Origin of the sequence: Neorhizobium galegae, from assembly GCF_017877055.1 — a bacterium.
Classification (GTDB): Bacteria; Pseudomonadota; Alphaproteobacteria; order Rhizobiales; family Rhizobiaceae; genus Neorhizobium; species Neorhizobium galegae_D.
The window spans coordinates 481,618-504,798 of record NZ_JAGIPG010000002.1; the positions used below are offsets into that span (position 1 = coordinate 481,618).

General features: G+C 61.6%; 24 protein-coding genes. 13 read left to right on the forward strand and 11 right to left on the reverse strand.

Translation table 11 applies throughout. From position 1 onward, the window contains the following. Positions 1-19 precede the first annotated feature (19 nt). The 8 genes from miaB (at position 20) to trmB (ending at position 8,735) form a co-directional block, all read left to right on the forward strand. Complete coding sequence (miaB, locus tag J2857_RS12675; protein ID WP_210010525.1) at positions 20-1,432, forward strand: tRNA (N6-isopentenyl adenosine(37)-C2)-methylthiotransferase MiaB; 1,413 nt, start codon at positions 20-22, stop codon at positions 1,430-1,432. Between the two features lie 24 nt (positions 1,433-1,456). Then, on the forward strand, positions 1,457-2,512 hold the full coding sequence (locus tag J2857_RS12680) for a PhoH family protein (RefSeq protein ID WP_210010526.1): 1,056 nt from the start codon (positions 1,457-1,459) through the stop codon (positions 2,510-2,512). 17 nt (positions 2,513-2,529) lie between these two features. Further along, complete coding sequence (gene ybeY / locus J2857_RS12685) at positions 2,530-3,039, forward strand: rRNA maturation RNase YbeY (protein WP_210010527.1); 510 nt, start codon at positions 2,530-2,532, stop codon at positions 3,037-3,039. A 9-nt stretch (positions 3,040-3,048) separates the two neighbouring features. Next, positions 3,049-4,236, forward strand: a complete 1,188-nt coding sequence (locus J2857_RS12690; RefSeq protein WP_210010528.1) for a hemolysin family protein — start codon at positions 3,049-3,051, stop codon at positions 4,234-4,236. A gap of 96 nt (positions 4,237-4,332) precedes the next feature. After that, positions 4,333-5,934 carry an apolipoprotein N-acyltransferase gene (gene lnt / locus J2857_RS12695; RefSeq protein ID WP_210010529.1) on the forward strand — a complete coding sequence of 534 codons (1,602 nt, stop codon included), beginning with the start codon at positions 4,333-4,335 and terminating at the stop codon, positions 5,932-5,934. A gap of 152 nt (positions 5,935-6,086) precedes the next feature. Further along, positions 6,087-6,503: a helix-turn-helix domain-containing protein gene (locus J2857_RS12700; RefSeq protein WP_037079404.1), complete on the forward strand. Its 417-nt coding sequence runs from the start codon at positions 6,087-6,089 to the stop codon at positions 6,501-6,503. A gap of 186 nt (positions 6,504-6,689) precedes the next feature. Continuing rightward, complete coding sequence (gene metK, locus J2857_RS12705; RefSeq protein ID WP_210010530.1) at positions 6,690-7,949, forward strand: methionine adenosyltransferase; 1,260 nt, start codon at positions 6,690-6,692, stop codon at positions 7,947-7,949. Between the two features lie 84 nt (positions 7,950-8,033). Next, positions 8,034-8,735 (forward strand): tRNA (guanine(46)-N(7))-methyltransferase TrmB, encoded by a 702-nt coding sequence (gene trmB, locus J2857_RS12710; protein ID WP_210010531.1) that lies wholly within the window; start codon positions 8,034-8,036, stop codon positions 8,733-8,735. A 4-nt stretch (positions 8,736-8,739) separates the two neighbouring features. Here the strand turns inward: trmB and J2857_RS12715 are convergent, their stop codons facing one another. Both J2857_RS12715 and J2857_RS12720 read right to left on the reverse strand, forming a co-directional pair. After that, entirely contained in the window at positions 8,740-8,997 is a 258-nt protein-coding gene (locus tag J2857_RS12715) for a DUF1150 family protein (protein WP_037079396.1), read from the reverse strand. A 44-nt stretch (positions 8,998-9,041) separates the two neighbouring features. Beyond that, complete coding sequence (locus J2857_RS12720; RefSeq protein WP_210010532.1) at positions 9,042-9,470, reverse strand: Hsp20 family protein; 429 nt, start codon at positions 9,468-9,470, stop codon at positions 9,042-9,044. A gap of 197 nt (positions 9,471-9,667) precedes the next feature. Here J2857_RS12720 and J2857_RS12725 point away from each other — a divergent pair, with 197 nt between their 5' ends. After that, positions 9,668-10,609, forward strand: a complete 942-nt coding sequence (locus J2857_RS12725) for a nucleoside hydrolase (RefSeq protein WP_210010533.1) — start codon at positions 9,668-9,670, stop codon at positions 10,607-10,609. 72 nt (positions 10,610-10,681) lie between these two features. Here the strand turns inward: J2857_RS12725 and J2857_RS12730 are convergent, their stop codons facing one another. From J2857_RS12730 to J2857_RS12740, 3 genes are all read right to left on the reverse strand, one after another. Next, the gene (locus J2857_RS12730; protein WP_210010534.1) at positions 10,682-13,033 is read right to left on the reverse strand and encodes a methyl-accepting chemotaxis protein; all 2,352 of its coding nucleotides are present in this window, start codon (positions 13,031-13,033) and stop codon (positions 10,682-10,684) included. A gap of 186 nt (positions 13,034-13,219) precedes the next feature. Continuing rightward, positions 13,220-14,119: a ribokinase gene (locus tag J2857_RS12735; RefSeq protein WP_210010535.1), complete on the reverse strand. Its 900-nt coding sequence runs from the start codon at positions 14,117-14,119 to the stop codon at positions 13,220-13,222. A gap of 49 nt (positions 14,120-14,168) precedes the next feature. Beyond that, positions 14,169-15,311: a DNA recombination protein RmuC gene (locus J2857_RS12740; protein WP_432420165.1), complete on the reverse strand. Its 1,143-nt coding sequence runs from the start codon at positions 15,309-15,311 to the stop codon at positions 14,169-14,171. Between the two features lie 174 nt (positions 15,312-15,485). Between J2857_RS12740 and def the strand changes: the two genes are divergently transcribed. Genes def through truA form a run of 3 tightly spaced genes read left to right on the forward strand, consistent with a single transcriptional unit; the run spans position 15,486 to position 17,750 of the window. Next, on the forward strand, positions 15,486-16,001 hold the full coding sequence (def, locus tag J2857_RS12745) for a peptide deformylase (protein ID WP_210010537.1): 516 nt from the start codon (positions 15,486-15,488) through the stop codon (positions 15,999-16,001). A gap of 58 nt (positions 16,002-16,059) precedes the next feature. Then, positions 16,060-16,995: a methionyl-tRNA formyltransferase gene (gene fmt / locus J2857_RS12750; RefSeq protein ID WP_210010538.1), complete on the forward strand. Its 936-nt coding sequence runs from the start codon at positions 16,060-16,062 to the stop codon at positions 16,993-16,995. Beyond that, positions 16,995-17,750: a tRNA pseudouridine(38-40) synthase TruA gene (gene truA, locus J2857_RS12755; RefSeq protein WP_210010539.1), complete on the forward strand. Its 756-nt coding sequence runs from the start codon at positions 16,995-16,997 to the stop codon at positions 17,748-17,750. Before fmt ends, truA begins: the two co-directional genes overlap by 1 nt. Positions 17,751-17,775: 25 nt before the next feature. On the opposite strand, the gene J2857_RS12760 is transcribed toward truA, so the two are convergent. The 4 genes from J2857_RS12760 to dapD are packed head-to-tail and all read right to left on the reverse strand — an operon-like array spanning position 17,776 to position 21,061. Then, complete coding sequence (locus J2857_RS12760) at positions 17,776-18,372, reverse strand: hypothetical protein (RefSeq protein ID WP_210010540.1); 597 nt, start codon at positions 18,370-18,372, stop codon at positions 17,776-17,778. A 33-nt stretch (positions 18,373-18,405) separates the two neighbouring features. Next, entirely contained in the window at positions 18,406-19,017 is a 612-nt protein-coding gene (locus tag J2857_RS12765; RefSeq protein ID WP_210010541.1) for a hypothetical protein, read from the reverse strand. Next, the gene (gene dapE, locus J2857_RS12770; RefSeq protein WP_210010542.1) at positions 19,001-20,197 is read right to left on the reverse strand and encodes a succinyl-diaminopimelate desuccinylase; all 1,197 of its coding nucleotides are present in this window, start codon (positions 20,195-20,197) and stop codon (positions 19,001-19,003) included. Before dapE ends, J2857_RS12765 begins: the two co-directional genes overlap by 17 nt. Positions 20,198-20,206: 9 nt before the next feature. After that, the gene (dapD, locus tag J2857_RS12775) at positions 20,207-21,061 is read right to left on the reverse strand and encodes a 2,3,4,5-tetrahydropyridine-2,6-dicarboxylate N-succinyltransferase (RefSeq protein WP_210010543.1); all 855 of its coding nucleotides are present in this window, start codon (positions 21,059-21,061) and stop codon (positions 20,207-20,209) included. Between the two features lie 136 nt (positions 21,062-21,197). Between dapD and J2857_RS12780 the strand changes: the two genes are divergently transcribed. Beyond that, on the forward strand, positions 21,198-22,058 hold the full coding sequence (locus J2857_RS12780; protein WP_210010544.1) for an LOG family protein: 861 nt from the start codon (positions 21,198-21,200) through the stop codon (positions 22,056-22,058). On the opposite strand, the gene J2857_RS12785 is transcribed toward J2857_RS12780, so the two are convergent. Both J2857_RS12785 and J2857_RS12790 read right to left on the reverse strand, forming a co-directional pair. Then, positions 22,033-22,413 carry a hypothetical protein gene (locus J2857_RS12785; protein WP_210010545.1) on the reverse strand — a complete coding sequence of 127 codons (381 nt, stop codon included), beginning with the start codon at positions 22,411-22,413 and terminating at the stop codon, positions 22,033-22,035. The two genes, J2857_RS12780 and J2857_RS12785, sit on opposite strands and share 26 nt — an antisense overlap. A gap of 89 nt (positions 22,414-22,502) precedes the next feature. Next, positions 22,503-23,159, reverse strand: coding sequence for a calcium-binding protein (locus J2857_RS12790; RefSeq protein ID WP_210010546.1), 657 nt, complete (start codon positions 23,157-23,159; stop codon positions 22,503-22,505). Positions 23,160-23,181: the final 22 nt, after the last annotated feature.

Sequence of the window (23,181 nt, forward strand, 5' to 3'; positions counted from 1 at the left end):
CTTGCGGTATGGAGCAGCCATGAACGAACACGTCTCCCTTTCCGCGGCCGCCGACGAGCCGGTCCAGCGCTCGAATTCCCGCAAGGTCTTCATCAAGACCTATGGCTGCCAGATGAATGTCTATGATTCAGGCCGCATGAGCGATGCGCTGGCCGGCGAAGGTTATGTGCCGACCGAGGAGATGGGCGAGGCTGACCTCATCCTCCTCAACACCTGTCACATCCGCGAGAAAGCGGCGGACAAGGTGTATTCGGCGCTGGGACGTCTTCGCGACATGAAGAAGGCGCGCGCTGCCGAAGGCCGGGAGCTGATGATAGGCGTTGCCGGTTGCGTCGCCCAGGCCGAAGGCGAGGAAATCATCCGCCGTGCGCCGGCCGTCGATGTGGTGATCGGTCCGCAGACCTATCACCGCCTGCCGGAAGCGCTGAAGCGGGCCCGCGCCGGCAAGCCTGTCGTCGATACCGAATACGCTGTCGAGGACAAGTTCGAGCACCTGCCGGCTACCGAAAAGGCGAAGATCCGTGCCCGCGGCGTCACCGCTTTCCTCACCGTTCAGGAAGGCTGCGATAAGTTCTGCACCTTCTGCGTGGTTCCGTATACCCGCGGTTCGGAAGTTTCCCGCTCCGTCCAGCAGATCGTCGACGAAGCATGGCGGCTGGTCGATGGCGGCGTTCGCGAAATCACGCTGCTCGGCCAGAACGTCAACGCCTGGCGTGCGGAAGGCCCGAAAGGCGGCGAATGGAGCCTCGGCGATCTGCTTTATCGCCTGGCGGAAATCCCGGGCCTCGCGCGTTTGCGCTACACGACCAGCCACCCGCGCGACATGGACGACCGCCTGATCGAGGCGCATCGCAACCTGCGCACCCTGATGCCCTATCTGCATCTGCCGGTTCAGGCTGGTTCGGACCGCATTCTGAAAGCCATGAACCGCCGCCATACGGGCGCCGAATATCTGCGCCTGATCGAGCGCATCCGCGATGCCCGGCCGGATATCGCCATCGCCGGAGATTTCATCGTCGGGTTCCCTGGCGAGACGGACAAGGACTTCGAAGATACGCTGCGGCTCGTCGAGGACGTGAACTACGCCCAGGCCTATTCCTTCAAATATTCGACCCGTCCCGGCACGCCCGGCGCCGACCTCGGCGATCAGGTGCCGGAAGAGGTGAAGGGGGAGCGGCTGGAAAGATTGCAGGCCCTGCTCTTGAAACAGCAGGCCGAGTTCGCCAAATCCTGCGTCGGAAAGGTCATCGATCTGTTGCTGGAAAAGCCCGGTCGCATGCCAGGACAGGTCATCGGACGTTCTCCCTGGCTTCAATCTGTGAATGTTGATGCAAAAACATCGCAAATCGGTGACATTATCCAGGTACGAATCAGCGGAACCGGCCCGAACAGCTTGTTTGCCGAACCGGCAGAGAGTTTAATAGGCGCCTGAGTTAACATTGAGGAGCTTGCCTACTTGAACGGACGTGAATTGGTTTCTTCATCCGCGCGCCAACCCCGCACCGCCGCTACCGACGCCAATCACTTTGTCCTGACGTTCGAGAACAATAGGTTCGCCAGCGAGCTTTTCGGTCAGTTCGATCAGAATCTCAAACTTCTCGAAGAGCGGCTCCATATCGATGCCAGGGCACGCGGCAACTCGGTGGCCATCTCCGGCGATCTGACCGCGACAAACCAGGCGCGCCGGGCGCTGGATTTCCTTTATGAGCGTGTCCAGAAGGGTGGCTCGGTCGAAACCTCGGATGTCGACGGCGCGATCCGCATGGCGCAGGCGGCGGACGACCAGCTGCAGTTGCCGACGCTGGAGAAAAAAGCCAAGCTCTCCATGAGCCAGATTTCTACCAAGAAGAAGACGGTCGTCGCGCGCACCCCGACCCAGGACGCCTATATGCGGGCGCTGGAACGGTCGGAGCTCGTTTTCGGTGTCGGCCCGGCCGGTACCGGCAAGACCTACCTTGCCGTTGCGCACGCCGCCCAGCTTCTGGAACGCGGTGCCGTCGACCGTATCATCCTCTCGCGTCCGGCCGTCGAAGCCGGCGAGCGCCTGGGCTTTCTGCCCGGCGACATGAAGGACAAGGTCGATCCCTATCTGCGGCCGCTCTATGATGCGCTTTATGACATGATGCCGGGCGACAAGGTGGAGCGGGCGATCACCGCCGGCGTCATCGAAATTGCGCCACTCGCCTTCATGCGCGGTCGTACGCTCGCAAACGCTGCCGTCATCCTCGACGAGGCACAGAACACCACGTCGATGCAGATGAAGATGTTCCTGACGCGTCTCGGCGAAAATGCCCGGATGATCATCACCGGTGACCCGAGCCAGGTCGACCTTCCGCGCGGCGTGAAATCCGGCCTCGTGGAAGCACTGCAGATCCTGAAGGGCGTCGAGGGCATTTCGGTGATCCGCTTCAAGGATACCGACGTGGTCCGCCATCCGCTGGTCGGCCGCATCGTCAGGGCCTATGATGCGCAATATGCCGTCCACGAGGAGAGCGAGGAAGTCGACCGGTAACGGTCGGCTCCAGATTTATGCCCCAACTCGACATACAGATCAGCATTGAAGATGAGGGCTGGCCCGAAGAGCCGGCCCTTTTGATCTTGAGCGAAAAAACGCTTGGCGCAGCGGCCGAATTCCTGGTGGACCAGGAAAAACAGCCATTCCCGAAAATCGCCCCGGAATTGTCGCTGGTCTTTACCGACGACGCGGCGATCAAGGAAATCAACGCCGAATGGCGCGGCAAGGACAAGCCGACCAATGTGCTGTCTTTTCCGGCTTTTCCGCTCGAACCGGGCAAGATGCCCGGCCCGATGCTCGGCGATATCGTCATCGCCCGCGAGACGGTTGAGCGGGAAGCGGTTGATCTCGATAAAAGTTTCGAGGATCATCTGACCCATCTGCTTGTCCACGGTTTCCTGCATCTATTCGGCTACGACCATATGCAAACGGACGAAGCGGAAAGAATGGAAGCGTTGGAGACTCGCATTTTGGCCACCCTTGGCCTATCTGACCCCTATGCGGGGCAAGACCCGATAGTATAGTCTGGACCTATGAACGACTTTTCGACAAACCCGACCCGTGAGGGCAAGGACGCCGACTCGAGTTCCTCGGAAGAGGGCAGTAGTCCGTCTCGAGCGGAAGCCCAAAAACACCAAAGCTCTTTCTGGTCGCGCGCCGTGAGGCTGCTCAGGCCGTCGCAGGGCGAAAAGCTCCGCGAGGACCTCGCCGACGCGCTAATGACCGACACCAATATCAGCAATGCCTTTTCGCCCGAGGAACGGGCGATGCTGCACAACATTCTCCGGTTCCGTGAGATCCGCGTCGAAGACATCATGGTGCCGCGTGCCGATATCGAGGCGGTCGATATGACCATGACCATCGGCGAACTGATGATCCATTTCGAGGAAACCGGCCGCTCGCGCATGCCGGTCTATAACGACACGCTGGATGATCCGCGCGGCATGGTCCATATCCGCGACCTCCTCTCCTATCTCGCCAAGCAGGCTCGTAACAAACGCCGCACCAGCGCGCGCGCCGCACCCGCCCAGCCGATGCCGCTCGCCACTGACAAGCCGGAAAAGGCGGAAAAGACGGCGCGCACGCCGCGGCCTGCCTTCGACCTCGGCCGCGTCGACCTTGAGCAGACGGTTGCCGAAGCCGGGCTGATCCGCAAGATCTTGTTCGTGCCGCCCTCGATGCTCGCCTCCGACCTCATGCAGAGCATGCAGGCCGCCCGTACCCAACTCGCGCTCGTCATCGACGAGTACGGTGGCACCGACGGTCTCGTCACCCATGAGGATATCGTCGAAATGGTGATCGGCGATGTCGAGGACGAGCACGATAACGAAGAGGTCATGTTCTCGCGCACCAGCGAGGATATCTTCGTTGCCGATGCGCGTATCGAACTCGAGGAGATCGCCGCGGCAATCGGTTCGGACTTCGACATTCGCGACCGTATCGACGATGTCGATACGCTGGGCGGCCTGATATTCTCCGCCCTCGGCCGTATCCCGGTGCGCGGCGAAGTGGTGCAGGCGGTGCCCGGCTTCGAATTCCAGATCCTGGAGGCCGATCCCCGGCGCATCAAGCGCGTCCGGATCCTGCGCAAGCGCACGCTCGCGCGCCGCCGCCAGAAAGGAGAGGGCGAAATGCTGCTCACCGATCAGACGCCGACGACTGCCCTGCTGCCGGCGCCACCACCCGCCCAGGACGCTGACCGGCGCAATCACCAGGCCTGAAGATCCCTGAGGTGTCCGCGCCTCTTTGACCTCACGACAAGCCCGTCATTTTTTGAAAGACTGCAGCCGCTGATTCGGGGGTGGAAGGGAACATAGATGGAGCGGCTGGCGGGCAGGATCATGCTTCTCTGGGGCTTCCCGCGCGTCGTCGTTGCTTTTCTCGCAGGAGCGGTCGGGGCGCTCGCCCTGCCGCCCTTCGGCTTCTTCGCGGCGCTTTTCATCTCCTTCACGCTGCTCGTCTGGTTGGTGGACGGTTCCACCGGCAATCCGGATGGCGGATGGTTCGCCCGGTTTCGTTCGGCCTTCTGGATCGGCTGGGTCTTCGGTTTCGGCTATTTCGTCGCCGGCCTCTGGTGGCTCGGCAACGCGCTTCTGGTGGAAGCCGATGAGTTTGCCTGGGCCCTGCCGCTCGCGGTTCTCGGCCTGCCTGCCTATCTCGCCCTCTTCTACGGCCTTGCGGCGGCGGTTGCCCGCATCTTCTGGTCGGATGGGTTCGGGCGGATGGCCTCGCTTGCCTTCGGCTTCGGTCTTGCCGAATGGCTGCGCGGCTTCGCCGCCACCGGCTTCCCCTGGAATGCGGTCGGATATGGCGCGATGCCCATACCGCTGATGATGCAGTCTGCAGCCGTGCTCGGCATTTTCGGCGTGACGGTTCTCGCCGTCTTCGTATTTTCGGCACCGGCCCTGATCGGCACCCGGAAGGGCATGGGGGCCGGGCTGACGCTCGCAGGACTACTGTTCGCCGCCCATCTGGGCTATGGCGGCTACCGTCTGCACATCGCCGGCGCCGCGCCGGCGCCGGCTGCCGACAATCAATCGGTCGTCCGCATCGTTCAGCCCGTGATCGATCAGGCGCGAAAACTGGACGATGCCGAACGGGCCGCGATCTTCGAGGAACATCTGGCGTTATCCGCCTTGCCGCCCGAGAACGGCGGGAAGCGGCCGGACATCATCGTCTGGCCGGAAACTTCGGTGCCCTTCATTCTGACCCAGAACCCGGACGCGCTGACCCGCATCGCCGAGGTGCTGCAGGACGGCCAGGTTCTGATCACCGGCGCGGTCCGATCCGAAGATGCGGGCGCCGGCTTCGCCCCCCGCTTCTATAATTCCATCTATGTGATCGACAGCGAAGGTCAGATCGTTTCGGCGTCCGACAAGCTGCATCTCGTCCCGTTCGGGGAATATGTCCCCTACGAGGATCTCCTGCGCAACCTTGGCATTCCCGATGCCATCGCCATGCCGGGTGGGTTCAGTGCGGCGCCCGTGCGGGCCATGCTGACCTTGCCGGGGGGCAGGACCTTCTATCCGCTGATCTGTTACGAGGCGATCTTCCCGGACGAGATCGGGCCGGACGTGGAGCGGGTGAGCGCGCTCCTGAATGTCACCAATGACGGCTGGTTCGGCGCGACGCCGGGACCGTACCAGCACTTCCAGCAGGCACGAATCCGTGCGGTCGAAAACGGCCTGCCGCTGATTCGCGGGGCAAATACCGGCATTTCAGCAGTTGTAGACCCCTTCGGAAGGCTGATACGGGGTATGGCCTATAATCAAAAAGGCGTGATGGATGCAACCGTGGGAAGTGTTTCAATCTCGCATTGGGATGTGAATGCTCGGGAAAGGCACTTCTGGTTGGTTCTTGCGCTGATGTTGTTGATTGCAGTCGTCTCGCGCGCTGGTTTTAATTTCAGGACGAATTGACCAAAAACCCCTAAAATTGCATAGTGGTCTCAGCCTTTCGTCTCGCCATATGCTTCAAACGTCGAGCCTGTTGTGACCAGCCGCGCGAAGTGTATCTCCACACGCAGACCGGGTTGTGAGGATTGAACAACAAACGTCGTCAGGACATTGTTATGATTGAAAACAAAAAGAAGCCGAACCCGATCGATATTCACGTCGGGAGCCGAATTCGCCTTCGCCGGACCATGCTCGGAATGAGCCAGGAAAAGCTCGGCGAAAGCCTTGGCATTACGTTCCAGCAGATCCAGAAATACGAAAAAGGCACGAACCGCGTTGGCGCAAGCCGTCTGCAGAACATCTCCAGCATTCTCAATGTGCCGGTCTCCTTCTTCTTTGAGGATGCGCCGGGCGATCAGGGCGGTCAGGGCGGCATGGCGGAAGCCTCGAGCTCCAACTACGTGGTCGATTTCCTCTCCTCCTCCGAGGGCCTGCAGCTGAACCGGGCTTTCGTGAAGATCTCGGACCCGAAAGTTCGCCGGCGTGTGGTAGATCTCGTCAAGGCACTGGCAGCGGATGCCGAGGTCGAATAAAGACTTGTTTATATCAGCACAGAAGCGGCCCCCGGGCCGCTTTTTTGTTGCCTATGACGAGGCGGCGGGTGTTGCGGGAATGCCCGGCTTGCACACATAAAGATATATTTATGTCGTTGTACGCTTGTGTTTGTCGATGGAAATCACTAACACAGTTGCGTTCGTTTCTTTGAGGGGAATCCCGTAATGCGCGCAAGTTATCTGTTCACCAGCGAGTCCGTTGCCGAGGGCCATCCGGACAAGGTTTGTGATCGTATCTCCGATGAAATTGTAGATCTTGTGTACCGCGAGGCGGCCAAGACCGGCGTCGATCCCTGGACCGTGCGCATTGCCTGCGAAACGCTGGCGACCACGAACCGTGTCGTCATTGCCGGCGAGGTCCGTCTGCCGCCGAGCCTGATGAAGAAGGACAAGGACGGCAAGGACGTCATCAATCCCTCGAAGTTCAAGTCGGCCGCCCGCAAGGCGATCCGTGATATCGGTTACGAGCAGGACGGCTTCCACTGGAAGACGGCCAAGATCGACGTGCTGCTGCACTCGCAGTCCGCAGACATCGCGCAGGGCGTCGATAGTGCTGCCGACAAGCAGGGCGACGAAGGTGCCGGCGACCAGGGCATCATGTTCGGTTACGCCTGCAAGGAAACGCCGGACCTCATGCCGGCGCCGATCTATTATTCTCACAAGATCCTGCAGTTGCTCGCAACCGCCCGCAAGAAGGGCGAGGGTGACGCCGGCAAGCTTGGCCCGGACGCCAAGAGCCAGGTGACCGTGCGTTACGAAAACGGCAAGCCGGCCGCGGTCGATTCGATAGTGCTGTCGACCCAGCACCTCGACGAGAGCTGGGACTCCAAGAAGGTCCGTCAGGTCGTCGAACCCTATATCCGCGAAGCGCTCGGTGACCTGCCGATCGCCAAGGATTGCAAGTGGTACATCAACCCGACCGGCAAGTTTGTCATCGGCGGCCCGGATGGTGACGCGGGCCTGACCGGCCGCAAGATCATCGTCGATACCTACGGTGGCGCGGCTCCGCACGGCGGCGGTGCATTTTCCGGCAAGGACACGACCAAGGTCGACCGTTCGGCCGCTTACGCTGCCCGCTATCTGGCGAAGAACGTCGTCGCTGCCGGCATTGCCGACCGCTGCACCATCCAGATCTCCTATGCCATCGGCATCGCCCAGCCGCTGTCGATCTATGTGGATCTGCACAGCACGGGCAAGGGCGTGACGGAAGACCAGGTGGAAGCCGCCATCCGCAAGGTCATGGACCTGTCGCCGACCGGCATCCGCCGCCATCTCGACCTCAACAAGCCGATCTATGCCAAGACTTCCGCTTACGGCCACTTCGGCCGCAAGGCCGGCCGCGACGGTTCCTTCTCCTGGGAGAAGACCGACCTGGCGAAGCCGCTCAAGGATGCACTGAAGGAAGAGACCCTCAAGGCCGCCTGATCGGCCTTTACGGATAGATCCATAAGACTGTAAAGCGGGTGCCTCCTGACGGAGACGCCCGCTTTTATCATGAGAGACCAGCCGATGACCGAACCGCAGCATCCGAGCCGCAGCACCGAAGCCTTCTTCGGGCGCCGCAAGGGAAAGCAGCTCCGCGAACGCCAGGCGGAGGGGATTGCGACATTGCTGCCGGCGCTGAAGCTCGATCTTCAGGCGCCAGTGCCGGCGGTGCTTTCAGAGATATTTCCGATACCGGTCGAGGAACTGCGGCTGGAAATCGGTTTCGGCGGCGGCGAACACCTGGTCCACCGGGCACAGGAAAGCGCCAGGACCGGCTTCATCGGCGTCGAGCCCTTCGTCAATTCCATGGCGAAGCTGCTGTCGCGCGTGAACGAACTGGGGCTCAAGAATATCCGGGTCTATGACGACGACGCGACGCAGGTGCTGGACTGGCTGCCGGGTGCGTCGCTCGATCGCATCGACCTGCTCTATCCGGACCCGTGGCCGAAGCGGAAACATTGGAAAAGGCGATTTGTGTCTGACGTCAATCTCGGCCGCTTCCACCGCGTGCTGAAGCCGGGCGGCCTGTTCCTGTTCGCATCCGACATCGACACCTATGTCAACTGGACGCTGATCCATTGCCGCGACCACGGCGGTTTCCAATGGCAGGCGGAGCAATCGTCGGATTGGCTGACGCCGTTCGCCGGCTGGCCCGGTACACGATACGAAAACAAGGCTCGCCGGGAAGGCCGCTCCTCGGCCTATCTGACGTTCAGGAAAACCTGAAAGGTCAGTGCAGGCTGACGGTCTTCAGGTCGTCTTCAGCAGCCTTGAAGAAGGTGCTGGAGCGATTGTCGGTCAGGAGGATCGGCGTACCATCTGCGCCGAACAGGGCCCAAAGATCGAGACTTGGGTCGATATCGGGAGCTTCAGGGAAACAGCGGGACACTTCGTCTGACCGCATCTTGCGAATATATCCGACCTCTCCAGCGCCCAGATGAGCAAGTTCGGACTGCGTCAAACGCGTATTCGCTTCTTTCAGGAGCATTCCAGCCTCCAGCATTGAGGGGCAACGGCATTAGCGCCATTGACCTACTCTGAGACGGAAATGTTAATTTTTCGCACCATGCGTGCGGGCTCGGGGCGGATAAGGTCAACCGACAGTAAACCGTTCTTGAGCGAGGCGCCGGAGACCTGCATTCCGTCGGCCAGCACGAACATACGTTGGAACTGCCGCGCAGCAATGCCGCGGTAAAGATAGTCGCGCTCACCTTGCTCAGTCTGCCGTCCGCGGATCACGAGGTGGTTTTCTTCCGTCGTCACCTCGAGCTCGGCTTCGGAAAACCCGGCGACAGCCAGCGTGATTCGCAGCCGCTCGGGGACCCCGGAAACGTCTGCCCGGATACGTTCGATATTATAGGGAGGATAACCGTCGTTCGACTTCGCAAGGCGTTCGAGGGTCTTTTCCATGGCGTCGAAGCCCAAAAGCAGGGGGCTCGCAAACGGCGTCATTCGGCTCATCGTCCAGTCCTTGCAACAAGCGACCATGTCGGCACCCGTCGCGCGGCCCGCCAACTCAGCCGTTATATGGGAGGTTGTGGGGGTGACCGCAAGTATGGGCGCTGGGGCAGATGGTCACGATTGCTCTATGCAGGCCACGTAATACTTGACAGAACGCAAGGTTGTGAACCACTAGCCGCGGAAAAACGGGAGCATTCATGCAACGCAGGAAGATCATCATCGATACCGACCCGGGTCAGGACGATGCCGCGGCAATCATGCTTGCCTTTGCGAGCCCCGGCGAGATCGAGGTACTTGGCCTCTGCGCGGTCGCCGGAAACGTGCCGCTTTCCTACACCAGCCGCAACCTCCGGATCATCTGCGAACTCTGCGGCAGGCCGGACGCGCAGGTTTACGAGGGTGCGCCGAAGCCAACCATGCGCCCACAGGTAACCGCCGAGCATGTACACGGCAGGACAGGCCTCGACGGCATCGAACTGCCCGAACCGACCATGCCGGTGAAAGATACGCATGCTGTCGACTTCATCATCGAGACGTTGCGCACCGAACCCGCCGGAACGGTAACGCTCTGCACGCTCGGGCCACTTACCAATATCGCGCTCGCTCTTGAGAAAGCGCCGGACATCGCGGCCCGTGTGAAGGAATTGGTGATGATGGGTGGCGGCTTTTTCGAGGGCGGCAACATCACGCCGGCTGCCGAATTCAACATTTATGTCGATCCGGAAGCGGCAAAGACGGTATTCGCCTCAGGCATTCCGATCGTCATGATGCCGCTTGACGTCACGCACCAATTGCTGACGACCAAAGCCCGCGTCGAGAAGATCGCCGCGCTTGCCACGCGTCCCGCAAAGGTTCTGGTCGCGTGGCTCGCCTTCTTCGAGCGCTTCGACATCGAAAAATACGGCTCCGATGGCGGACCGCTGCACGATCCGACCGTCATCGCCTATCTCCTCAAGCCCGAACTCTTCTCGGGCCGCGACTGCAATGTCGAGATCGAGACGCAATCGGAATTGACGGTCGGCATGACGGTGGTCGACTGGTGGCACGTCTCCGGCCGCAAGCCGAATGCCAGGGTGATGCGCAACGTTGATGCCGACGGCTTTTTTGAATTGCTGACGGAGAGGGTCGCCCGGTTCTGAGGCGGAGCAAGCCGGCAAAGAAAAAAGCCGCCGGTTGCGCGGCGGCTTTTGTATTTTGGCCTGCAGGTGCGATCAGAATTCCTGCCAGTCGTCGGATACGGCGGCTGAACCATGAGAAATCGCAACCCTCGGCGCGGGTTTGGCGCGCGGCTCCGGTGCGGGCCGGCTCGCAGATGGCGTCCGCATGGTCTGGGCGACCTGGCGCAGTGCCTGCGGAGCGCTTTGGGTGTGGCCTGCCGAATGCGTCGAAACCCGGAACCGGGAAACCAGCGACTTCAGCGTTTCCGCTTCCGTGCTCAGCACCGTGCTTGCGGCGGTGGTCTCTTCCACCATCGCGGCATTCTGCTGGGTCACCTGGTCCATCTGGTTGACGGCCGAGTTGACCTCCTTGAGGCCGACGGCCTGTTCGCTTGCCGACGCCGAGATCTGGCGGATCAACCCGTTGATCTGCATCACCTGCACGGCAATCTTCTGCAGCGTGTCGCCGGCCTTGCCGACCAAGTCCACGCCATCGCTGACCTGGCTGGTCGATGCGTTGATGAGCGCCTTGATCTCCTTGGCGGCGGTGGCGGAACGCTGGGCGAGTTCGCGGACCTCCTGGGCGACGACAGCAAAACCCTTGCCGGCTTCGCCGGCGCGGGCTGCCTCGACGCCGGCATTCAGCGCCAGCAGGTTGGTCTGGAAGGCGATCTCGTCGATGACCCCGATGATGCGCGAGATTTCCTGCGAGGACTGGGCAATGCCCTGCATCGAGGCGACGGCCTTCTGTACGACTTCCCCGGACTTTTCCGCATCGTCGCAGGCGAGGTTGACCGTGGCAGCGGCGGAACTGGCGTTCTCTGCGCTCGAATTCACCTGCGCAGTGAGCTCGTTGAGTGCAGCTGCGGTTTCCTCGAGGCTGGCTGCCTGCTGCTCCGTCCGGCGCGACAGGTCCTGCGCGCTGGTTGTGATTTCACGGCTGCCATTGCCGATATTGTAGACGGTGGAGCTCACCGTCGCGATCGTCTCTTCGAGACTTTCCAGCGCCTTGTTGAAGTCGACCTTCAGCTTGGCATATTCTCCCGGGAACTCGTCCTGGATGCGGTAGCCGAGATTGCCGTTGGAGAGTTCGGCCAAGCCATTGGCAAGCGAGCTGACGACGCGCTGCTGCTGCTGGGCGTTCGCCTCCCGCTCGCCTTCCGAGCGGTGTCGTTCGCTTTCCGCCGCATGGCGCTGAGCTTCCGCTTCCGTTTCGAGCCGGCGGCCGTCTGCCAGTGTGTGGCGGAAACCTTCAAGCGCTCCGGCAAGCAAGCCGATTTCGTCGGTGCGGTCCTGGCCCTCGACCGGCTGCTCGAACCGGCCCTTTCTCAAGGTATCGACGCTGCCGAGCAGCGCCCCGAGAGGCCGCCGCACGAAAACGGTGCTGCCGAAATAAAGGGTCGCGATGCAGGCCGCCATGATGACGATCCCACCGAGCACCATCATCAGTGTCTGGTCCTGAACGGGCGCGGCGATCACGCTCTGCGGCACGTCCAGGACGATCGCCCAGCTTGCGTTGAGGTCCGGAACCGTGAACGGATAGACGACGCGTTCAAAGGGTTCGGCCGCATCGGCGGTCAGGTTGTCGAGCTGGACCGGCTGGTTCGACTTCAGCGCGGCCAGCAGCTCGCTTGCCTTCTCGCCTTCGACCGGCTTCATCAGCTTGTCGGGATTGACGGGCACGATCCATTTGCCGCCTTGCGACACTAGGAGAACCCGGCCGGAGCCGAACGGCCGCATCGCCCGGAGCTTCTTTGTCAAAGTGGCCATCGAAACGTCGAGGCCGGCTACTCCGAGAAGCTTGGAGCCGGATATGACGGGGTAGGCGACAGAGCTCATGGCGACGGCGTCGCCCGTCGTGCTTTCGATATAGGGCTGGGTAAGCGAGCCTTTCTTCGAGGTTGCCGCGAGCGAATACCATTCCGCCTGGGTATCGATGTCGAAGACGCTATAGGCGATATCGCCGGTGCGGCTCTTGGTCCAGTAAGGGGCAAGCTCCCCCTTCTTGTTGGCGCCCATCTCCTTGTTGCCGACGAGCTCCGCATTCTTCCCGTCGAATACGCCGGGAACTTCGGCGAACCAGCTGCCATAGGCAAAGACATTCTGCTCCAGATTGGCCTTGAGAGCGTCGGTGACGCCCTTGCGGTCGAGATAACCCGCGGCATGACCACGGCCGATCACGCCAGCCATCGAGCGTGCCGCGCCGGCAAGCTGGCCCATGTCGACGGCAACTTCGTTGGCGATCGAACGCGCCTCGGCCTGCGCCTGCGCCATGGTCAGCGTCGACACGCGGTTACGGGTTTGGGAAATCAGGAAGAAGTTGGAGAGAACCAGAACGACGGCGATGACCAGGCTCGTTACCAGTATGAGTTTCGTGGAGAGTGACTTGATCTTAAGCGAAAACATCGATTGCCTCGCATTGCGGACGGAGGTGAGGCTCCTTCATGGAGCTGTCGCGAGGCGGATCATGATCGAAGCCCGCCCCCGCGGAGATATCGATCGCGACCCTAAAAGGGATATCTTAACTTTAACTAAAATTGTGACGCATGCCCTCGCGCCGCCGCGAAAATGCCGCCTGTGTTTGATCGGAGCTCAGACCCGGGCATCGACGGCTTCGGCCGGCGGGATCGACGGCTGGGCGCCACGGGTGAGGCAGGCGAGCGAACCGGCCACCGCTGCCCGGCGAAGCGCCTTCGCAAAATCGAGCCCCTGTTCGAGGCTGGCGGCCAGATAACCGCAAAACGTGTCGCCGGCTCCCACGGTGTCGACCGGTTCGATCTTCAATCCCTCCGCCGTCACAATCTCTCCATCGCGGATCGCGACCACGCCGTCGCCGCCGAGTGTGACGACGAACGTCTGGCCGGTTTCCGCATGCAGTTTTTTCAACATCTCCCAGCGTGCCGCAGCGTCCGGGATCGGGCTTCCGGCCAGCAGTTCGAATTCCGTTTCATTGGCGACCACGATATCTGCAAGCCTCGCAAGCCGGGCCGCATCGCCGGTCAGGGGCGCTGTGTTGATCACGGTCAGAACGCTTTTGGCGCGCGCCGCATTGAGCGCCGTTTCCACCGTCCCGGCGGGGATCTCGAGCTGTAGCATCAGGACGTCACCGCTGTTCATGGCTTCGACTGCCGCCTTGGCCTGCGCCGTGCTCACCGTACCATTGGCGCCAGCCACAACCGCGATCATGTTTTCGCCCGTGCCGCCGACCAGGATCAGGGCGGTCCCCGTTGGTTCGCCGACGCGCGCGACTGCCGAGAGATCGACCTTGGCGTCATCGAGAAGTGCCAGCGCCGGCGCGGCAAACCCATCCTCGCCAACGGCTCCAGCCATATGCACCGTGCTTCCGGCACGGCGCGCCGCGAGCGCCTGATTGGCGCCCTTGCCGCCGGCGGCCGTCGCAAAGCTCGATCCCGTAACCGTCTCGCCCGGCTGGGGCAGACGCTCGGTCGTGGCGATGAGATCCATGTTGATGGAGCCGAGGACGGTGATCATGGCGGGCCTGCTTGCTTGATTTGAAGTCGCGCGACACTGCCCGAGAGGGTCACTCCTCGTCAACCACCCGCAGTTTGAGAAGGCCGGTACGGCTTTCGACCACTTTTGCCTGCGGCAGGTCGCGGGCTGCTTCGGCCTCTATCGGAGCCTCCAGCTCGAGAGCCTCGATCTTGGCGCCGCGGCGGTTGAGCTTGTCGGTGGAGGTGAGGATCTGTTCGACATCCTTCTGCGCCGCGAAGAAATGCGCCTGGAGCTTGCGGGTGCGCTCGTCGAGACGTGAGAGATCCTCGATCAACAGCGCCACCTCGCCCTGAATGAGATGCGCCTGCTCGCGCATCCGCTGGTCCTTCAGGACGGCCTGAATGACCTGAATGGACAGCATCAGCAGAGAGGGGGAGACAATGACGATGCGGGAACGTTGCGCCTTCTGTATAGCGCTCTCGAAATGCTCGTGGATCTCCGCGAAGATCGATTCCGACGGCACGAAGAGGAAGGCCATCTCCTGCGTTTCGCTCGGGATCAGGTACTTTTCCGAGACATCGCGGATGTGAACCTCGAGGTCGCGCTTGAAGGCCTGGGCGGCGGCCCGTCTGGCTTCGGGTGCCGCGGCCTCGCGAAAGGCATTCCAGGCTTCGAGCGGAAATTTGGCATCGATCACCAAAGGCGGAGCGCCGTTCGGCATCCTGATCGTGCAGTCGGGCCGGGTGCCGTTCGAAAGCGTAGTCTGGAAGCCGTAGGCCCCCATCGGCAATCCGTCGGCAATGATCGCTTCCATTCGGCCCTGGCCGAAGGCGCCGCGTGTCTGCTTGTTCGACAGGATCGCCTGCAGGCCGACGACGTCCTTCGCAAGCGTTTGGATATTGTTCTGCGCAGCGTCGATCACCGCCAGCCGTTCCTGCAGCCGCTGCAGGTTCTCGTGCGTCGATTTGGTCTGTTCGGTAATCGTTGCGCCGATCCGGTGCGTCATGCCGTCGAGCCGCTGGCTGACCGACTGGTTAAGTTCCGACTGCCGCGTCGAAAGCGTCTCCGTCATCGCCGAAAGCCTGCCCTGCATCTCGCTCTGTGCCCGTAGAAGCTCGGCAAGCCGGGCTTCGCCCTCCATCGCCCGCAAAGCCGCATCTTCTTGCCGCTGAAGCGATGCCCGGCGCGCCAGAAAGAGCCATAACAGCAGCAATGCCGCTCCACACATCATCGCCACGACGGCAGCGCGCGGATCGTCGAAAAAACGGTAAAGGCTTGCGAGGAGATTATTCATGACCGGAAGCTAACAGAAATTTGCAGCTTGAAAAGATCAAAACGTGAACATTGTGCTTCCTGGAGACGTAATTTCTATTTCTTCGGAAAAAAAGATGGGTTATGGGAAGCCATGACGATCAAGCCTCTGATTATTCTGCCTGACCCGGTCCTGCGCCAGGTTTCCAAGCCCATCGAGCGCGTTGACGCCGAGCTTCTGAAGCTCGCGGACGACATGCTTGAGACCATGTATGATGCTCCGGGCATCGGCCTTGCTGCGATCCAGATCGGCGTGCCGCGTCGCCTCCTCGTCGTGGACATTGCCCGTGAGGGCGAGGAAAAACAGCCCCAGGTCTTCATCAACCCGGAGATCGTCAGATCCTCCGACGAAATTGCGGTCTATGAAGAGGGCTGTCTTTCCATTCCGGAATATTATGCCGAGGTGGAACGCCCGGCGACCGTCAGCGTCAAGCATCTCGGCCGCGACGGCAAGGAATATGTGGTGGAGGCCGATGGGCTGCTGGCCACCTGCCTGCAGCATGAGATTGATCACCTGAATGGCGTGCTTTTCATCGACCATATCTCCCGCCTGAAGCGCGAGATGGTGATCAAGAAATTCACCAAGGCTGCCAAGTCCAAGGCGGTCTGAACCGTCGCTCGGGCGATCCGAGTTAAGAAGGCGCGGTCTCTTGAGACGCGGAACGTCCATGTCTCTTCGCATTATTTTCATGGGAACCCCGGAATTTTCCGTGCCGACGCTCCAGAGCCTCAGGCATGCGGGCCACGAGATCGTCGCGGTCTATACCCAGCCGCCGCGTCCGGGCGGCAGGCGTGGGCTCGATCTCGTCAAGTCTCCGGTGCATCAGGCCGCGGAACTGCTCGGCATCCCCGTCTCCACGCCGGTGAATTTCAAGGATCCCGAAGAGCGCGAGAAATTTCGCGCGTTCGATGCGGATGTTGCCGTCGTCGTCGCCTATGGCCTGCTGCTTCCGGAAGCGATCCTGACGGGTACGAAGCTCGGTTGTTACAACGGCCACGCTTCGCTTCTGCCGCGGTGGCGCGGTGCAGCGCCGATCCAGCGGGCGATCATGGCGGGTGACAAGAAGACCGGCATGATGGTCATGCAGATGGAGAAGGGCCTCGATACCGGTCCCGTTGCGCTGACGCGGGAAGTGGAGATCGGCGAGAACACGACGGCGGGCGAACTGCACGACAAGCTGATGCTGGTCGGCGCCCGTGCCATGGTCGAGGCGATGGGGAAGCTCGAAGCCGGAGACCTGCCGCTGACGCCGCAACCGCCGGAAGGCGTCCTCTATGCCGCCAAGATCGACAAGGGCGAGACCCGCATCGATTTTTCGAAGCCCGCGCGCGATCTGCATAACCATATCCGTGGTCTGGCGCCTTTCCCCGGCGCATGGTTCGAGGCGGAGATCAACAGCAAGCCGGAGCGTGTGAAGGTTCTTCTGTCGGAAGTCGGCGTGGGGAGGGGTGAGCCCGGAACGGTTCTGGATGACGCGCTGACTGTTGCCTGCGGTGAGGGAGCCATACGGCTTCTCAAGTTGCAGAAGGCCGGCGCGAAAGCTCTGGCGGGGGCAGAGTTCCTGCGCGGTACGCCGCTCGGGCCCGGCACGAGGCTTTCCTGATGCCGCGATTCCGCATGACCGTCGAATATGACGGCACGCCCTATGTCGGCTGGCAGCAGCAGAAAAACGGTCATTCCGTGCAATCGGCGCTGCAGAATGCGGTCCTGTCGCTGACCGGCGAGATGGTGCTGATCCGCGGCGCAGGGCGTACCGACTCCGGCGTGCACGCCGTGGGCCAGGTTACCCATTTGGATCTCTCCCGCAGCTGGCAGCCGGACAAGCTGCGCAACGCGGTCAACGCCTATCTGATGACGGCGGGCGAGAGGGTGTCGATCATCGATGTCCGGGCGGTCGACGACGATTTCGATGCCCGCTTTTCGGCACTGCGGCGCCATTATCTCTACCGCATCCTCAATCGGCCGTCGCCGCTGGCGCTCGAAGCCAGGCGGGCCTGGTGGGTCACCCGCGAGCTCGACCACGAAGCCATGCATGCGGCGGCGCAGACGCTGGTCGGCCATCATGATTTCACGACCTTCCGCTCGGCAAATTGCCAGGCTACGAGCCCGGTGCGTACGCTCGATCGGCTGGATGTGACCCGTACGGGTGATCTGATCGAAATCCGCGCCAGTGCCCAGAGTTTCCTCCACAATCAGATACGCTCGTTCGCCGGAACCCTGAAACTGGCCGGCGACGGCAAGATGACGCCGGCGGATGTGCGGGCGGCCCTCGATGCCAGGGATCGCTCCGCCTGCGGACCGGTTGCGCCGCCGGACGGGCTCTACTTCATGAAGGTGGATTATCCCGGCGACCCATAGAGCCCCGACAGGCTCTCCGGCCACGTCAGAGCGGATAAATGCCGAGGAAACGCTGCAGCGCTTCGGTCAGCAGCATGCTCGGCACGATCAGCACGAGCACCAGCGTGGTGATCATCAGTGGCTGCGGGCCGCAGATCATCCGTATCACCCGCGATACCGCGACGATCATGACGATCAGCAGTACGAAATGGACAAGCGCCAGGGCGGTATCGAGGCTGGATGGCAACAGGAAGCGCAGGCTCAGCAGGCCGTACAGATAGGAAAACGGAACCGAGAGCCAGTTGACGGTGACGACGACCGCCGGAAACTTTCGGGCAATGCCGAGAAGAGAGCAGAGTACGCCGGCAAGGATCAACGGCACCAGCCAGTTGAAGATTTCCAGCATCGCCATGCGAACGAAGAACATCCCGCCGATCCGGGCGCCGGGCGGCATGCTGTCGAGCAGATAGTCGCGCCACCACAGCCAGGATATGAAAGCTCCCGGCAGGCACCAGAGGAATGCCCAGAACGAGCGCATCATGCCGCGATCGGAAATGTCGAGCAGGCGGAAACCCTGCGCATCGCCGCGGATCAGCAGCCAGAGACCGCTCAGATAGAGTCTGACTTCAGGATAGGAGGGCAAGGCGGCCTCCCCGCAAAACGGCGAAATCACGCATCAGGTTAGCGAAACCCCCATGATATTCTCCAGTTTGCGCGCAACGATAATTTCAGCCAGAACCACGAGCCCAATGGTCGCAACTCGTATCATCACCGGGCCGCCCATGACCGTTCTCAGAATGCGCCACATGAGAAAAAGCGCGCCGCTCAGAAGGGGTGCCGCCAGCGCGATCGAGCCGTAGCCGGCAAGGGCGGCATGTTGATCGAAAAGGAAGGTGAGAGGCGCCAGGATGACATAGGTCGCATAGGCGAGCGGGACGGTAAACCAGTTGCGCACCACGATCAGAATCCGCACGAGCGGCATGAAGCGCAGAATGAAGCCGAGGGCGACGAGCGCGGCAGTCGGCACGATCCAATGGGCCGCTTCGAGGACCAGCATCTTCAGGAAAAAGATGAAGGAATAGTCCTCTCGTTGGGGGAAATGGCGAAGGTATTCCATTCGCCGAAAGATCCAGCCGATAATTAATGCCGGCGCGCACCAGGCAACTGCCCAGAACGAACGCAACACGCCCTCGTCCGAAATGTCGAACGGCCGCAAACCGCGCGCATCGCCGCGGATCAGCAGCCAGAGGCCGCCGAGGTAGAGCCTGACTTCATGGTAGGAGGGCATTATCGAACCAGCGGGAGATGAAGGTCCCATAGATCTGGGTAAGCGTCTCCAGATCGGCAAGGGCCACGCGCTCGTCAATCATGTGCATGGTCTGGCCGACCAGGCCGAATTCGACAACAGGGCAATAATCCTTGATGAACCGGGCATCCGACGTTCCGCCAGTCGTGGAAAGTGTCGGCACCTTGCCGGTCACGGTTTCGACGGCGCCGGAAAGCGAAGCAATCAGGGCGTTGTTGCGGGTGAGGAACACGTGGCTCGGTCGCTCGGCCCAGGTGATGTCGTAGCGCGCCGGATCGCGGCCTGGGCGAAGCGGGCTGCCGACCGCTGCCGTGTCGAGCCGCCTGATGATCTCGGCCTTGACGGTATCGGCGGTCCAGGTGTCGTTGAAACGGATGTTGAAAGCGAAGGTGGCTTTTGCCGGAATGACGTTGGTCGCCGGATTGCCAACATCGACCGAAGTGACCTCCAGATTGGAGGCCGGGAATTCCGGGGTGCCGCTGTCGAAAGGCGGGTCCATCAGCGCGGATGCAAGCGGCAGCAGGCCGCGCACCGGATTGTCGGCCAGATGCGGATAGGCCGCATGGCCCTGGACGCCGAAGACGGTAACCTTGCCGGAGACCGAACCGCGCCGGCCGATCTTGATCATGTCGCCGAGTACGTCTGGGTTGGTCGGCTCGCCGACCAGGCAGGCATCCCAGGCCTCGCCCCGTGCGGCCGCCCATTTCAGCAGCTTCTCGGTGCCGTTGACCGCCGGGCCTTCCTCATCGCCGGTGATCAGGAAAGAGATCGAGCCTTTTGGCGCGCCATGTTGCTCCATATGGCGGGCGACGGCCGCGACGAAACAGGCGATGCCGCCTTTCATGTCCACCGCGCCGCGGCCGAACAGCTCATCGCCGACGATCTCGGCGGCAAAGGGCGGCCGGCTCCATGATGTCTCTTCCCCCGGCGGCACCACGTCCGTATGCCCGGCAAACATCAGATGCGGCGCGTCGGTGCCGAGCCGGGCATAGAGGTTCTCGATGTCCGGCATGCCGGGTTCCGTCGCCACCATCCGCTCGACCTTGAAACCGAGCGGAAGCAGCATGGCCTCCAACGCTGCCAGCGCGCCGCCCTCGGCGGGTGTCACCGAAGGGCAGCGGATCAACGTCTGGAGATTGGCGATGGGATCGGCAGCAGACATTTGATCGGATCAGTCGCGCAGCAGTTCGTTGATGGCTGTCTTGGAGCGGGTCTGGGCATCGACGCGCTTGACGATCACGGCGCAATAGAGCCCCGGCCCCATGTCTCCGTTCGGGAACGGTTTGCCCGGCATCGTGCCGGCGACGACGACCGAGTAGGGCGGCACTTCGCCATAGCTGATCTCGCCGGTGGCGCGATCGACGATCTTGGTCGACTTGCCGATGAACACGCCCATGCCGAGCACGGAGCCCTCGCGAACGATGCAGCCTTCGACGACCTCCGAGCGGGCGCCGATGAAGCAATTGTCCTCGATGATGGTCGGGCCGGCCTGCATCGGCTCCAGCACACCGCCGATGCCGACGCCGCCTGAGAGATGCACATGCTTGCCGATCTGGGCGCAGGAGCCGACCGTCGCCCAGGTGTCGACCATCGTGCCTTCATCGACATAGGCGCCGAGGTTGACGAAGGACGGCATCAGGATGACGTTCTTGCCGATATGGGCCGAGCGGCGCACCACTGCGTTCGGCACGGCGCGGAAGCCGGCGGCGCGGAACTGGTTTTCACCCCAGTTCTCGAACTTGGAAGGCACCTTGTCCCACCAGGTTGAGGCGCCGGGGCCATTCTTCACGACTTCCATGTCGTTGAGACGGAAGGACAGGAGCACGGCCTTCTTCAGCCATTGATGCACCGTCCAGCTCCCGTCTTCACCACGGCTCGCGACCCGCGCCTTGCCGTCGTCCAGCAGGTTGAGCGCTTCCTCGACCGCATCGCGGATTTCCCCCTTGGTCGAAACCGTGACGCTGTCGCGGTTGTCGAAGGCGGTCTCGATAGTCTTTTCGAGGGAAGAGAAGTCGGGGCTGCTCATGGGAAATCCTTAAACGTCACTCGGTATCGTGATGGTGGGAGAGGTGGCCATTTGGTGTCATTTGATCTAAGCGACCGCCACTCAAGCGTCAATGTGAATTGGCGTCAATGCATTTGACGCCGGAAGGATCATGCGAATGGCAAAGGCGAAGAAGGATGGCCCGCGAGGCAAGGACGGAGTCTGGGATCCGCTGAAGGACAACAAGGCGGACAAGAATGCCGCCGCCGTCCTGCCAAAGACGCCACAGACGGAATCGCATTCCTATCGCCTCGCCTATGCGGATGACGAATTCCTGAGCCGTGAAGAGCTTCGTCCCGTCCGGCTTCAGCTCGAGCTGATGAAGACGGAAATGGCATTGGCCGAGCGGGGCATAAGATCGACCGTCGTGCTGTTCGGCGGTGCGCGCATCCCGGCGCCCGGCCAGAGCGCCTGGGCCGCCCGCAACGACATCCAGCGCCAGAACCTCGAAGCAGCTTCGGTTTATTACGATGAGGCGCGCAAGTTCGCGGCCCTCTGCGGCAAGCATTCTGCAGGCTACAATCATCAGGAATACGTGGTGGTGACCGGCGGCGGCCCCGGCGTCATGGAGGCCGGCAATCGCGGTGCGGCTGAAGCCGGCGCCCCGAGCATCGGGCTCAACATCATGCTGCCGCATGAGCAGGCTCCCAACCGTTTCGTGACGCCGGAGCTCAGCTTCAACTTCCACTATTTCGCCATCCGCAAGATGCATTTCATGATGCGGGCGAAGGCAGTCGTCGTTTTCCCCGGTGGGTTCGGCACGCTGGACGAAATGTTCGAGGCGCTCACCCTCATCCAGACCAAGCGCATGGAACGCATACCGCTCATTCTGTTCAGCGAATCCTTCTGGCGCGGGATCATCAATTTTGGCGCGCTCGCGGAATTCGGCACGATCGCGCCGGATGATCTCAGCCTCATCAATTTCGTCGAGACCGCCAAGGAGGCGTGGAAGATCATCTCGGATTTCTACGAGCATTGAAGGCTTGATTGAAAGCAGAGAAGTTCGCGATTAGGTTGTCGGTAGAGGATTGTACCGATGACCAATGAAGTCGGAGATCTGAATTTTCTGGCCAAGTTTTGGGCAGCGGACGAATGACGATATTCGCGCGTTTCGCAAGGAAGTTGCTGAAATCAGGACGCGGACGCTCCAGACCTACGAATCCTCGAAGCGTCTTGAGCGGCGCCAAGCGGAGATTCGGGACGGTCTGGAGTTTTCGATCAAAATCGAACTTGGCGGCGCTTTGTCCTACATGCAGTCGACGATCGAATAGTCCCTTTTCCGTATCGAGGATAAGGTGGAAGAGGTTGCCGAACGGATAACCGCAGTCGAGCACAGGCCTTCCTAAATAAAAGAACCCGCCCCTTGGGGGAAGGGGCGGGTCCTTTGGACGACTGTCGGAGCTAGTTCCAAGGGGGCGGAGAACTAGAGGGGGCGGTCCGGCAGGTCGTCGATGGAAATGGTTCCATCCTTGTTGGTGTCCATGCGGGCGAACAGCTTGTCGGATGCGGCGGAGGCTTCCGCCTTGGTGATCTTGCCGTCCCTGTCTTCATCAACCATGCCGAACATGCCCCGACCCATCATATGATGGCCATGCGGACGTTCCCAGCGAGCATCTTCGCGGCGTCCGCCGTGGCGACCCTGGCCCTCATGGTTCCATGCGGAATGATCGCGATCCCGGCGATGGTCGCCGCGCCGGTCCGCCATGTCATGGTCGGATTGGTCGTCCTTCTGGTCCGCAGTATTGGCGACTTCCGGCTGGTTGTTCTTGCGGAACTCTTCTATCTTCGCCTGACGATAGTCGAACATCTCGCCGCGGGTCAGTGAGCCATCCTTGTTCGCGTCGACCGCGGTGAAGAGCTTGTCTTGAAATGCGGCCATCTCGTCCTTGGAGATCTTGCCGTCCTTGTCGGCATCGGCATTCTTCAGGAGGCGCACAAACATCACGTCCTGCATCATCGCGCGGCCGGGGCCATCATGGCGGCCGGGACCATCACGCCCTGGGGCTGCAAAGGCAGGAATGGCTGCGCCGGCGATCAGCACTGCTCCGAGGGTCGCCAGAGCGATCTTCTTCGCGGTCATGGGGGTGGTCCTTCAGGTTGTT